Here is a 12,810-nt window from a genome sequence, read left to right as displayed (position 1 = left end):
CACGCCTTGGAGCATTTTCCAATCAGGTGGAATCACCTGATGACTCGGAAAATGCGTCGAACCAGAAACTGAGAGTGGTCGATCCGATGCAATCGGATGGGAAACCGCTCTAGATATCGTCGCGCCCCAGGCGCATGACGAAGCGGGTCGGCTGGCTTTTGCGCAGCATCGAGCGGAAGTCTCCCCCGGCATCGAGCGCGACCTGTTCGACCAGCCAGAGCGTGGCGTGATCCAGCTTGCGCGCCGGGGCCGGAGCGCCGGTTTCGTCGATGCACCTAACCGTCACCACCACATGAGCCCGCGTCATCGCGGCGCGCAGCACGACCTTGCCCTTGCGCTTGTCCTTGCCGGCGCCGATGAAGCTGCCGAAGGCGCTGAGCAGGGCGGCCACGGCCATCATCTCCAGCGCGCCGTGATGCTCGGGCAGAAGGTGATCGAGGGCGTTGCCGTCCAGTTCCACCGACACGCCGTGATGGCGCACGTTGGACTTGGTCGCGGCCACGGCGCGTTCCAGCGCGCTGCGCACATTGAGGGCCGATCGCTCCTTGTCGCCATCGCGGCCGAACCAGCGGAACAGGCTGAGGATGAAGGCCGCCGCCTCGGTATGCGAGGAGATGCGGGCGACGCGCTCCAGCAATTGCCTGCGGCTGTCCTCGCCGATGTCGAGCTGTTCGACGATGTAGCGCATGTTGCCGTTGGCCATGGAGATCACGTTCAACGGCTGCGCCAGGTCGTGCAGCATGCCCGCCGTGACCCGGCCGAGCAGCAAGTCGCGGGTGACGGGCACGAGGCCGTCCTCTCCCCACGCCAGCAGGCGCGCATCGACCATGGCAAGGTGCCGGGCCAGGCCTGCGCCCAGGAAAGCGGCGCTGAGCGATCCGGTGAAGACCGCCGCCGTCGCCAAGGGGTCGGGTATCGAAGGATTGGCGATCAGCAGAATGCAGCAGAAGCTGCTCGTGGCCAGCAGCAAGGCCAGCACCCAGGTCCAGCGCGGCGCGCGCAGCAGCACGGTGACGATGCTGCGCGGCAAGAATCCGGCACCGGCGACCATCGCCAGCGTGGTCCAATAGGCCGGCGAATATTGCGCATCGGGGATGACGTAGAAGCCGGCGCTGAGCGCGGCGGTCACCAGTGCGGCCTTGAGAGTCTTGTGCAGCACGAACAGCGCGCCCGCCGCCGCGGCGCCGATCACGCCGGCTGCCGGGGCGTGGCTGGAAACGAGTCCGAGGCACAGCGCGCAGATCGCGATCGCGCCCGGATAGAAACGCGTTCCATCCTCCCAGGCGCGCATGCGCATGGCGAGTTGCGGCGCGAAGCCGAAAGTGGGGGAGAGACCGTCTGCCGCCGGCTGCCTGCCGCCGGGACCATCGCCGTCGTTCTCGGTGCCTGCCTGCGGCGCGATGGGCGGCGGAAATCCCACCAGGTTGTTATTCGGCACTGTCATCCTGGTCTGCCCCCCAAGACCGGATCGAGCGCCTTGCGGCTGCGAGTCCGGCGGGATCGATGATTGCCACGATGACGGGCTTCCGCAACCGGGAATTGATCCGGATGGAAGGCTTGCCGTTGGGTAAGTAGACGTAATGTATCGGATGAAACGATGGAGACAATAAAGCTGGTTTCAGATTGTTAATCTTGAAATAAACCTGGATCAATCGGCGCGACATGCCTGATGGCTGGGGCAGGGCTCTTGGCGGAAGCGTTCCCGATCCTGGTTGCTTCGCCGCGCCGCCGCCCGCCGCTGTGGCAGTGCGCGGGCGGCCGGGAGAAGAATGCAGCCCGGCAGCGCGGCGAGCATCAAGCCGGGCGTGAACCTGAAGATCGTCGACATCCCGCTTCGGGCGCTGCACGCTGATCGTCGATGTCGCCGCGAGCAGCGCCCAGGTCTCCGCAATCGACTGCACCGGCAGCACGGAGCAGGACCGCGACACCCGGGTAACGGACGGCGAACAGCGGGCTGGTGCGGTGCAGCCGGTCACGGGTGCCTCTTCGCTGCTGTGCGGAGGGCGGGCAGGGCACCCTCGGCAGTCCGGATGCGCCGGGCAAGTCGGTCACGATCGGCAACCAGGTCTCGCTGGGCGCCAGCGTCACCTCGCTCACTACGAGTCTCCTCGACGAGAGCGGGCTGGGGTGCGGCCGCTCGGCACCTGCAACGGCTTGCGGAAATTTAATCGGAGGAAATGGGCAGTAATGAGTCATGATCACCATCCGTAAGATTCTTGTGCCTCTGGTGAAGGACGAACGTGGACTCACGGCCGTATAGTATGCAGTTTTGGAAGCGATTGTTGTGGCCGCGATCGGAGGAGTGGGCAGCACGTTTGGCGTTAGCCTCAAAAGAGCATTCAATAACCTGATTTAAGATCAAGCTTGGGGGAAATTGATGCGTAACGCGATCAACACAGGACTGTTGAAATGCGAACGCGGAATGGCGACGCTGGAGTTTGTCTTCCTGGCTCCGGCGCTGCTGGCCCTGGCCGTCGGAATCGTGATGAATTCGACCTACTTCAGTGCTCTGATCGGGGTGCGGCAGGCCGCTGCCGAAGCGGCACGCGCCGCCGTGGCGGGATTTCCCCTCTGCCGAGCGCATGGATCTCGCCGGAATCCGCGCCAGACCGGTGGTCCAGGGCTACGACGCGATGCTTGGCGGCGATGCAACCCCTGTAATAACCGCTTCGTCGGATGGGGTGGATGTCTTCAAAGTAAAAGTCAGTTATGACATGAGCGGCAGTAATAAAATATGGGAAGATCGTTCCCTTGCCGTGATCAAACGTCGGAGCCAGTGTCGTTGTGACCGATGGGGGATAGTGAATGGCGGGTCTGGATTGTTTCAGTGTGGCCTTGCTGGTCATATTGCTCGTTCCCGCCGTCATACTGCCATGGGAAGGACGAAGGCCGCTGACTCTTCTCTATCTGGCGATCGCCGGGTGAGGGCCGAGCTTCGCCGCACTGAAAGGCGGGCTTCCGGCGCTCGGCGGGGCCTGGTGCCTCATCGTGGTGGCTGGCGGCGTTACCGCGCTGCGGGCCGGCAAGGGGCTCCGGCTTCCGGCATTCGTCCGGCGCTTGCGCAGCGCTGCGCAGTGCCCCGATTCGGGGGCGATCGTCGTCGCCGCCATCTTCTGCGTGGGCCTTCAGCAGGTTTTGCCGTCAATCTGAAATGGACTTCGCTCCGGCGAAGGGTGAGGTGCCGATGAACGTAATGAATCCCGGCTGGAGATCGCGCCTCGGCGCCATGCTCAATCCCGAGAAGCCCGGTGCCGCGCCCGAGGAAGACCCCGCGATCGACGAAAGCGTGGCGGCCGAGCCGGTTCTTATCGTCGACGACGACGAGGACTTCGGCAGCGAGTGCGCCTTCAGCCTGCGGCTCATGGGCTACGACCCGGTCGTGGCGACCAGCGCCGAGGAAGCTATGGCTCTGTTCGAGAGCAATGAGATCTCGATCGCCATCGTGGACTACAACATGCCGGGGCAGGACGGCATCAGCCTCATCCACGCCCTTGGCCAGAATGCCGAGACACGGGGCCTGCGGTTGCAGCTCATCATGGCCACCGGCTATGCCAGCAAGGATATCGCCATCGACGCGATGCGCGCTTCGGCCGTCGATTTCCTCGAAAAGCCGATCGACCAGTCCGATCTGCGCCAGGCCCTGCAGCGGATCAAGGGGTTGCGCCAGACGCCGGACGCGCGGGAGAGCCTGCTCGGCAAGATATCCAGCCTCAGCACCGAATTGCAGCGGCTGGCCATGCTGATGGACGATCCCGCCGCGCAGCCGCAGTTTCGGGCCGGCGATCTGGCGGAAGGGCCGGAGCCGGTCGCGCCCGCGCCGCCGTCCGAAATTCCGGCCATTCCCGATGCCGCGCAACTGACCGACTATATCCGCGAACTCCTGCGCAAGGAGGTGAAGCGGCGCGAGATCGGCGGCGGCGAACTGTTCGGCGATCCGGCCTGGGAAATGCTGCTCGACCTGCTGCTCGCCAAGATCGAAGGCAGGCGCGTTTCGGTATCGAGCGCCTGCATCGCCTCGGGCGCGCCGATGAGCACGGCGCTGCGGCTGGTGCGGCGGCTGGTCGGAGAAGGCGTGCTGTGCCGTCTCCCAGACGAGCACGATCGGCGCCGACATTTCCTGGTCATAAACCCGCGATTCGAAGGCCCGCTGCTGGATTATCTCACCGAGCAACTGCGGCAACGCGGCCGGTCCGGCGGGAGATAGCGCAGCGCAATACCTCGGCATAGCCCACGGGGAGCGTGGAAGCACGTAGCGCAAAAGTAACGTCCTTTTCCGACGGGTAAACGCGATCCTGGCCAAGACAGCCATGGTCGAAGCGGAAAACCGGGTATCATCGGGCGGGTTGAACGCTTTGTTTACAAACGCGCGTTAACCAAGCGCCATCTTCCTCCACGCGAAATCCCGATGACCATAGATCCGCGCACAATGCTGTTCATGACGAATGCCGTCGCCTTCGTGGCTTCGGCCTTCCTCCTGTTCGAATGGAACCTGCTGCGCGAGCGGTCGCTGGCCTATTGGAGCGCGGGCTTCGCCGCCATCGTCGTCGGCTGCGCGATCACGCCGCTGCGGGAAGCGGGATTTTTCATCGTCGGGATCTGGCTGGCCAATGGTCTCCTGGTGACGGCCCACCTCGGATTTCTCTACGGCACGGCGGCGTTCCTGGGTCGCCGGATCTCTCCGGCCTGGTGCCTCGTGCTGGCGGGCTGGGCGCTGATGCTCGCCGTTCCCGCCGACGCTGCGCGTACGCAAGTGATGTCGCTGGTCAACGCGGCGATGGTTGCGGTGCTATCGCTGAAGGCGGGGCATATGCTCGGCGGCTTGCGCGAACGGCGCGACCCGGACTGCGCCCTGCTTGCCTTCGCCTTCCTGGGTCATGGCGGCTTCTACCTGTTCAAGGCGCTGGTCGCTTTCGTGCCGGGAGCCTTCGTCAACCTGTCGCACTACAAGGGACTCATGATTTCGATCTCTCTCTTCGAAGGGATCATGATGGAAGTCGCCCTGGCGCTGTCGATCGTGGGTGCCCTGCGGCGGCGGCGGGAGCGCAGCATGGTCCGCCTGGCCGAGCGCGACCCCCTGACCGGTCTGCTCAACCGGCGCGGTTTCGACGCACGGGCGCGCGCGGCTCTGGCCGAGGGAGGCTGCCCGGCGGCGCTGCTCCTGCTCGACGTCGACCATTTCAAGTCCATCAACGACGGTTACGGCCATCCCGAGGGGGATCGCCTGCTGGTGGCGCTGGGCGTGTTCCTCAACTCAACCCTGCCGCGCCACGCCATTTCCGGCCGGTTGGGCGGCGACGAGTTCGCGATCCTCTTGCCCGGCGCCGAGAGCTTCGCGGCGCTCACTCTGGCCAAAGCGCTCTCCCGGGGCTTTGCACGGGTCGGCGGCGGGCGCGGCCATGGCGGCACGCTGAGCATCGGCTGCGCCACGCAGTCGCGCGAGCCGATCGAGCTCGAAACCCTTTTTGCCGTGGCGGATCGGGCGCTCTACGACGCCAAGCGGCAGGGCCGGAACCGTTCGAGCCACCGCGAAGTCGCTGCCGAGCCGCCCGCTGCGATTCGAGAGATGGTGCCGCCCGCCGAGATTTCGATCGCCGCGCCCCGCTCCGAACGGCCCCGCCCCCGCGAAACCGCTCCACTGGGATAAAGTATTCGCTTGGCCCCGTAACACAATCGAATGCAGAGCTAATTCAAAGGCGATTACGCAAAGCTCACTTGAGAAAAATTTACGAAAATAATACCTGAGATGCATAGTCTATCGCTTTGACCCGGGGGGGACAAACTTGCGATCGAGTCCTTGTGATGTGCAAACTCAGGATGTTCATGGCCCCGCGCGGCCGTTCACGTTGAAAGACGCGGCTTTTCAAGCGCGCGATCTCGTGCCGGCCGTCTGTCTGCTGGGGCCGGGCCTTCTCACCCTCTTCATCGCCTCGATCTGGAACGGGGCAAGCGACGACAAGTTTCTGGTGATGACGCCCCCCGGCTGGTCGCAGGGACGGACGGTGGCCCTGGTGCGCGCGATGGACGGGACGTTGGTTCGTGCCGGAAACTTCGACAATGTAGTCTTCGCCGCCTCGCCCGATCCGGCATTTGCCGACCGGCTTCGCCAAGGGGGCGCCTGGTTGGCGCAGCCCGCGCCGCTGGCGCCGGGCTGCGCGGCTCCGTCCGCCAAGGCTGCGCTGTGAACGCCGCCGTCGACAGGCTGCGCAACCAGTTCGGGCATATCCTCGTCCCGCTGCTCTGGGGACACGTTCCCATCCAGGCCGCAGTCGCCCAGGCCATGAACATGGCGGGAGGCACCGCCGCATTGCGGGCGGGGATCGCCGCCGCAGTCATCGCTGCGGCCTACCACCTGACCTGGCGGCGGTGCGGCACCGCGCCCGCCACGCGCTATCTTTGCGCAGTGGCCCTCATGGCCGAGCCGGCGATGCTGCTGTTCCTCCTGCGCGGGCACCCGTGGCAGATGGACATGCACATGTACTTCTTCGCGATGCTGGCGCTGACGATCGCCTGGCTCGACCGCGCGGCGATCCTGGTCGCGGCCGGAGCCATCGCCGCCCACCATCTGCTTCTGCTCTATATGCTGCCCTACGCAGTGTTCCCCGGCGCCGGAAACCTGGAGCGCGTTCTCCTTCACGCCACGATCGTCGCCTTCCAGACCGGAGTGCTGATCTGGCTCAGCAACATGCTGCTTGCCAGCTTCGACCGTAGCGAGCGGATGAGCGAGGAGATCGTCGCCAAGAATATCGCCCTGGAAGCGCGCACCCGCGAGGCGGAAGAAGCGACCCGCGCAAAATCCATGTTCCTGGCCAACATGAGCCACGAGATCCGCACGCCGATGAACGCGATCCTGGGCTTCTGCCACCTGGCCTCGCGCACCGAGCTGGACGAGCGCCAGCGTGGCTATGTGGAACGGATCAACAGCGCCGGCGCTTCGCTGCTGCGCCTGATCAACGACATCCTCGACTATTCCAAGAACGAGGCGGGCAAGCTCACGCTGGAGACGCGCCCGTTCGACATGCGCGCCGCCATCGCCGGGCAGGTCCAGCTGGTATCGGTGGAGGCGGCGGCGAAAGGCGTGCAGATCGTACCGCACATCGATCACCGCATTCCGCTTCGTGTCGCCGGTGACGAGCTTCGCTTCTCGCAGGTCGTGCTCAACCTCCTCAGCAATGCGGTCAAGTTTTCCGATCGCGGCGCGGTGTCGGTCGCGGTGGATCTGCTGCCGTCGGCGGGGGACGGGGTGGAAGTGGCTCTCTCGGTTCGCGACCACGGCATCGGCATGTCGGCCGAGCAGCAGGCCGCCCTGTTCCGCTCGTTCTCGCAAGGCGACAATTCCACCACCCGGCGCTTCGGCGGCACCGGGCTGGGTCTCGCCATCTGCCGTCAGATCGTGGAGCAGATGGGCGGCGATATCCGGGTAGACAGTGCGCCGGGGCTGGGCAGCACCTTCACCTGCAGGATGCAGTTCGCCGCCGCGAAAGCGCCCGGTGCCGGCGACGTGCCGGAACCGCACATCCGCGCGCTCCGCGTGCTGGCGGCAGACGACAACGCCGCCGCCAGGCAGCTCGTCGAAGAGATTTTCGAGGGCTGGGACATGGGCGTGGACCTCGTCGCCTCGGGCGAGGAAGCGGTCGCGGCGTTCGGCGGGGCGGCGGGCAGAGGCGAGGCCTACGATCTCGTCCTGCTCGACTGGAAGATGCCGGGGATGGACGGCATGGAAGCGGTGCGCGAACTGCGCCGCATGCAGCACGGCGCACCTTCGCCGGTCACGCTGATCGTCACCGCCTACGCGGTGGACGAGATGGCGGCCGAGGCAGGGGCGGCAGGCGTGTCCGCTTTCCTCACCAAGCCGATCGAGCCGCACGTCCTGCTGGAGACGATTACCTCGCTCTTTGCCGATGCCCGACATCCGCCTGCTCCGCCTCAGATCAAAGCGACGGACGCCGCGCTGGAGGGCAAGGTCGATCCCCGATTGCAGGGCCTGCGCGTTCTGCTGGTCGAGGACAACGAGATCAACCGCGAGATCGCGACCGAACTGCTCACCCACGCCGGCCTTCTCGTCGATTGCGCGGAGAACGGCCGCGTGGCTTGCGAAAAGGTGGCCCGCAGCGGCAGGACTTATGCGGGCATCCTGATGGACGTCCAAATGCCGGAAATGGATGGGATAGAGGCTACCAGAGCGATCCGCCGGACCTGGCCGGCCGAGGAACTGCCGATCGTCGCCATCACGGCCCATGCCTTCGAGGCCGAAAGGCAGCGCTGTCTGGACGCGGGCATGAACGACCATGTCGCCAAGCCGGTCGATCCGCGCCAGCTTATTCGGACGCTCGATCGCTGGCTGAAGCCGGCTCGGGAAGGCGGCTCTTTCGGCGGCGGCCTCGCTTCGGGTGCCGCCGCCCCGGTCAACTCGGGCGCCTTGCCGGACCGCCTTGGCCCGTTCCATATCGCCGAAGCCTTGAAGCGCGTGAACGGCAAGGCGGCGCTGCTGCACAAGCTGATCGTCAGCTTCGCCGACACTTATGGCGATGCCGCGGACCAGATCCGACAGCGGATTGCGCAGGGACGGATTGCCGATGCCCGGCGCATGGCGCACAGCCTCAAGGGCGTTGCCGGCTCACTGGAGCTGCGGGAGATTCAGGCCTGCGCAGCCGACGTGGAGCAGGGTCTGGCCCACCAGGATCTCGCCCCGGCAGAAGCCGCGATCGCCGCGCTCGAATCCGAACTCGTGAAGGCGGTCATCGCGGCCCGATCTCTCGTCGCCATTCCTCCGGCTGCGGACTCCGCCGATAGGCATGCCGCGCCCACCCCCCCGGCGGGTGCCGCCGAGGAGCGAGCGAACCTGCGCGCGCTGCTGCAACGCCGCAGTCTTGGCGCGCGCGCCGCGTTCGACCGCCTGGCCGCCGCGATGGACCTGACCGAGGCCGAGCGCGATGCGCACCCCTTGCACCGCGCCTTGCAGCGGCTCGACTACGTTTCCGCCCGTAGCCTGCTCGACGAACTTCCGGGAGAGCCGCAAGGCAAACCCGTCTCCGAAGGAATGCCTTCTTGACCAAAGCGACCATCCTCGTCGTCGATGACGATGTAGCCAACATCGAAATCATGAACGCCGTGCTGGAGGATGACTACGACGTCTGCTTCGCGACCACCGGCGAGGAAGCGATCGATACGGCGCGGTCGGTCGATCCCGACCTGGTCCTGCTCGACATCATGCTGCCCGGCCTCGACGGGTTCGAGGTCTGCCGCCAGCTCAAGCTCGATCCCGTCCTGGCGGACGTGCCGGTGATCTTCATGACGGGGCTGGGCGATACCGAGGATGAAATGCGCGGTCTTGCGCTCGGCGCCATCGATTATGTCGCCAAGCCGATCCAGCCTGCGGTGCTGCGCGCGCGGGTAGGCAACCATGTCGAACTCAAGCGCCTGCGCGACAAGCTGGCCGAACTGGCGGTAACCGATGCGCTGACCGGCCTCAGCAATCGCCGGCAGCTCGAGCGTACGCTGGAAGGCGAATGGGTGCGCCTGTGCCGCACGGGGGACTGGCTGTCGGTGATCATGCTCGACATCGATTTCTTCAAGCAGTTCAACGACACTTACGGCCATGTCGCCGGCGATCGCTGCATCGTCATGATCGCCGCCTCGCTCAACCGGGCACTGCGGCGGATGACGGCGGTCACCGCGCGCTATGGCGGCGAGGAATTCGTCTGCATCCTGCCCGGTGCCGATCCTGCCACCGCAAAGCAGGTGGCCGAAGAGATCCGGCGTCAGGTCAACGCGCTGCAAATTCCGCACGAAAGCTCGAAAGTCGGACCCTGCGTCACCGTCAGCATCGGCGTGGCCTCGGCCCGCTGCACCGGCGAGACGACGCCGGAACGCTGGATCGCCGAGGCCGACAAGCAACTCTACCTGAGCAAGGTCGCTGGACGCGACCGTTCCATCGCCACCGAGTTCGAAGTGCCCTGCCTCGGCTGAGAGCTTTGAACAGAAGAACCGCCGGTTCGCTGCAAACCGGCGGTTCATGTTCATCAAGACGTGAGGGCGTCAGGCCGGCTCTGAAACCGGTTCCTGCATGAGGCGCTCGGCAGTACGGTCCGCAACGACCGATGGCGCCAGCTTTTCCCGGGCAGCCTCGTCGAGCACGGCCGCGACGCGCGGGCCGATCTTCACGACGCGCTGGTGCACGTCGTCCGCGCTCTCGTCCAGATACTCCGCCGCGACATTTATGATCCCGCCGGCATTGGCGACATAGTCCGGCACGTAGGTCACGCCGCGTTCCAGCAGCAGTCCCGCCATGTCCTCGCTGGCGAGCTGGTTGTTCGCCGCGCCGCATACCAGGCGGGCGCTGAGCGCGCCGATCGTCGCCGCATCCAGCACACCGCCCAGGGCGCAGGGTGCGAAGATGTCGGCCGGAGTGGCGGCGATCTCGTGAACCGCAACCACGCGGGCGCCGTGCCGCTCAGCCATGCGGGCGCAGCGGGCGGGATCGATGTCGGCGACCACGAGCTCGGCGCCGGCCTCGGCCAGCATGTCGCACAAGTGCGCACCGACATTGCCGATCCCCAGCACCGAGACGGTCATGCTGGAGAGCGCGCTGCCGGACTGGAAAGCCACGGCGGCACGGATCGCCTCGAACACGCCGAGCGCGGTCCACGGCGAAGGATCGCCCCCGGCGCGTCCCGGCAGAGCGGTGCGGCCCGCGACGTGACTCGTGTGGCGAGCCACCGCTTCCATGTCGGCCACCGAAGTGCCCACATCTTCCGCCGTGACGTAGCGACCCTCGAGCCGCTCGACCGCCTCACCGAAAGCCTCGAACAGCGCCGCGCGATCGAATGCGCCGGCCGGACGGCGCAGCACGGCCTTGCCGCCGCCGAAAGGCAACTCGGCCATGGCATTCTTGTAGCTCATCCCCTCGGCCAGGCGAACGGCATCGCTCATGGCGGCGCTTTCGTCGGGATAGGTCCAGAACCGGCATCCGCCGGCGGCCGGGCCGCGCGCGGTGGAGTGAATGGCGATCACGCCGTCAAGGCCGGCGGCTTCGTCGAAGAGACGGACATATTCCATCGGCGGCGTCATGCGGCTTGCGCGGGCGACCATATTCGAAACTCCAGTATCGGCGTAAGTGCCGGGCAGCGAATGCCGATGGCCTTATTGCAGGAGGTGCGGGAGAATTCTTGCCTCATTTCGGCGTTTTACAGCTCGAATTAGGAATGACTGACCAGTAGAAGCCTTGTATGAGGATAAAATGACCGATCTCGATCCATATGAGCGCAAGATTCTCCGTGAACTGCAACGTGACGCCAGCCAGACCACGGCACAGATCGCCGAGCGGGTGGGTCTCTCCTCTTCGCCTTGCTGGCGCCGTATCGACCGGCTGGAGCGCGAAGGCTTCATCAAGCGACGAGTGGCGTTGGTGGACCGCAAGAAAGTGGGGCTGGATGCGCATGTTTTCGCGCAAGTGAAGCTGAACGCCCATGGCCGCGCCAACCTGGACGAGTTTTCCGCCAAGATCCGCGAATTTCCCGAAGTGCTCGACTGCTATGTCTTGATGGGCTCGGTGGACTTCCTGATCCGCGTCGTGGCGGCCGATATCGAGGCTTACGAGACGTTTTTCTTCGAAAAGCTGTCGCAGCTTCCGGGCGTGCAGGAACTCAACTCGATCGTGGCACTGTCTGAAATCAAGGCTACGACGGAATTGCCGATCTGACGCTCCGTCGTTCTGCTCAGCGTTCCAGCTTGTCGATGCGCCTGTAGAGCATGCTGCATTCCTCGCTGGGTCCGATCGCCCAGCTTCGCTTGGCGCATTGGCGGGCGCGGTCGAGGCATTCGGCATCGTGCTGCAGTTCATAGCGATCCAGCCAAAGCGCTCCGCGCTGCGTAACAAGGACGCGCGTCTCCTCCCGGTCCAGGCCATTGGCCTTCCGCGTGACGAGGTCGGTCAGCGAAAGCGCCTCGATCGACTTACCGGAATCCCGCAGCGCGGAAGCGAGCGCGATCACGACATCGCCCGGCGGCGGATCGATGGCTCCTTCCAGCCATGCAGAAGCCAGCTTCGCTTCCTCGCGCGCGGTGCCGTATTTGCGAGCAAGGCGCAGGCCTTCGATCCGCTCCTCACGCCAGGGAAGACGATAAGACTGGGCTGCTTCGATCGCAGCCAGCAGGCCGGGCAGATCGTCGTCTTCGATCTTGGAGCGAAAACCGAATGCCGCGATCTTCTGCTGCATCCTCTCGCTCGCTTCGTCGGCAGTTGTGTGCAGCGCCGATATGGCGGACACAAGCGGAGGCGTGAGCAGTACATAACCCGAAGCGAACGGCAGGCTCCGTGCTCGGCCATCAGGGAATTGGACGCGGACGGCGCGGCTGCGAAGATCGAGGCTTACGATCGTCGTCAAGGCATCGGGATCGTCCACGTAGAAGCTGGCCCCGATCAGTCCCTCGGCTAAGTGCTGCCCGCCGGGCTTGTGAAGCAAGGGCAGAATTGCCTCTGCGCTGACGTCTTCGCCTTCAAGGTCCAATGTGCTGCCTCCGTCTTTGCAGTGCAGCTTTATGCCCTTTCGGCAAAGAGGAAACACGCCTTTGTGGAGGGGCCTTAATCCCAGGCTTCGGACGGACTGATTCATGCCCGCACATGATGCCGAGACCGGGAGACCTCACCGGAACGGCCCTAACGGCTGCGGAAATCCGTCATTTCGAACGATTATGAAGATTTTTTGAAATTAGCGTGTTGACCGAATCAATGGTGGGTCCTAGAGGGCGTTTCACCGCAGCGGACCACCTGGTTCTGGTGCGGTCGCCAAGACATTACGGGCAACATGCTCC

At 65.2% G+C, this 12,810-nt stretch carries 11 protein-coding genes; 7 read left to right on the top strand and 4 right to left on the bottom strand.

Going from position 1 to position 12,810, the window contains the following annotated elements; genetic code table 11:
• Positions 1 to 109: 109 nt before the first annotated feature.
• Together L284_RS0124720 and L284_RS48070 are read right to left on the bottom strand one after the other, a co-directional pair.
• On the bottom strand, positions 110 to 1,444 hold the full coding sequence (locus L284_RS0124720) for a sensor histidine kinase (RefSeq protein WP_021235440.1): 1,335 nt from the start codon (positions 1,442 to 1,444) through the stop codon (positions 110 to 112).
• A complete protein-coding gene (locus L284_RS48070; protein ID WP_152524740.1) occupies positions 1,428 to 1,976 on the bottom strand; it encodes a hypothetical protein in 549 nt (182 codons plus the stop codon). Before L284_RS48070 ends, L284_RS0124720 begins: the two co-directional genes overlap by 17 nt.
• Positions 1,977 to 2,377: 401 nt before the next feature.
• On the opposite strand from L284_RS48070, the gene L284_RS47635 reads away from it, so the two are divergent.
• The 6 genes from L284_RS47635 to L284_RS42135 all read left to right on the top strand — a co-directional run bounded on the left by L284_RS47635 (position 2,378) and on the right by L284_RS42135 (position 9,966).
• A complete protein-coding gene (locus L284_RS47635; protein WP_235054529.1) occupies positions 2,378 to 2,713 on the top strand; it encodes a TadE/TadG family type IV pilus assembly protein in 336 nt (111 codons plus the stop codon).
• A 471-nt stretch (positions 2,714 to 3,184) separates the two neighbouring features.
• Positions 3,185 to 4,204: a response regulator gene (locus L284_RS42150; RefSeq protein ID WP_235054527.1), complete on the top strand. Its 1,020-nt coding sequence runs from the start codon at positions 3,185 to 3,187 to the stop codon at positions 4,202 to 4,204.
• A 201-nt stretch (positions 4,205 to 4,405) separates the two neighbouring features.
• Positions 4,406 to 5,644, top strand: coding sequence for a GGDEF domain-containing protein (locus tag L284_RS42145; RefSeq protein WP_152524739.1), 1,239 nt, complete (start codon positions 4,406 to 4,408; stop codon positions 5,642 to 5,644).
• A 232-nt stretch (positions 5,645 to 5,876) separates the two neighbouring features.
• On the top strand, positions 5,877 to 6,182 hold the full coding sequence (locus L284_RS0124715) for a hypothetical protein (RefSeq protein ID WP_152524738.1): 306 nt from the start codon (positions 5,877 to 5,879) through the stop codon (positions 6,180 to 6,182).
• Positions 6,179 to 9,049 carry a response regulator gene (locus L284_RS42140; RefSeq protein ID WP_021235434.1) on the top strand — a complete coding sequence of 957 codons (2,871 nt, stop codon included), beginning with the start codon at positions 6,179 to 6,181 and terminating at the stop codon, positions 9,047 to 9,049. Before L284_RS0124715 ends, L284_RS42140 begins: the two co-directional genes overlap by 4 nt.
• Positions 9,046 to 9,966 (top strand): diguanylate cyclase, encoded by a 921-nt coding sequence (locus L284_RS42135; protein ID WP_021235433.1) that lies wholly within the window; start codon positions 9,046 to 9,048, stop codon positions 9,964 to 9,966. The genes L284_RS42140 and L284_RS42135 overlap by 4 nt, the downstream gene beginning before the upstream one ends.
• A 69-nt stretch (positions 9,967 to 10,035) precedes the next feature.
• Here the strand turns inward: L284_RS42135 and L284_RS42130 are convergent, their stop codons facing one another.
• On the bottom strand, positions 10,036 to 11,088 hold the full coding sequence (locus tag L284_RS42130; protein WP_021235432.1) for a Leu/Phe/Val dehydrogenase: 1,053 nt from the start codon (positions 11,086 to 11,088) through the stop codon (positions 10,036 to 10,038).
• A gap of 148 nt (positions 11,089 to 11,236) precedes the next feature.
• Here L284_RS42130 and L284_RS42125 point away from each other — a divergent pair, with 148 nt between their 5' ends.
• Positions 11,237 to 11,698: an Lrp/AsnC family transcriptional regulator gene (locus L284_RS42125; RefSeq protein ID WP_021235431.1), complete on the top strand. Its 462-nt coding sequence runs from the start codon at positions 11,237 to 11,239 to the stop codon at positions 11,696 to 11,698.
• Between the two features lie 16 nt (positions 11,699 to 11,714).
• Here L284_RS42125 and L284_RS42120 read toward each other — a convergent pair whose 3' ends face one another.
• The gene (locus L284_RS42120) at positions 11,715 to 12,506 is read right to left on the bottom strand and encodes a hypothetical protein (RefSeq protein ID WP_021235430.1); all 792 of its coding nucleotides are present in this window, start codon (positions 12,504 to 12,506) and stop codon (positions 11,715 to 11,717) included.
• Between the last annotated feature and the right edge of the window lie 304 nt (positions 12,507 to 12,810).

This window comes from Novosphingobium lindaniclasticum LE124, assembly GCF_000445125.1.
Taxonomy (GTDB): Bacteria; Pseudomonadota; Alphaproteobacteria; order Sphingomonadales; family Sphingomonadaceae; genus Novosphingobium; species Novosphingobium lindaniclasticum.
This window is presented reverse-complemented; position numbering and strand designations above follow the sequence as displayed.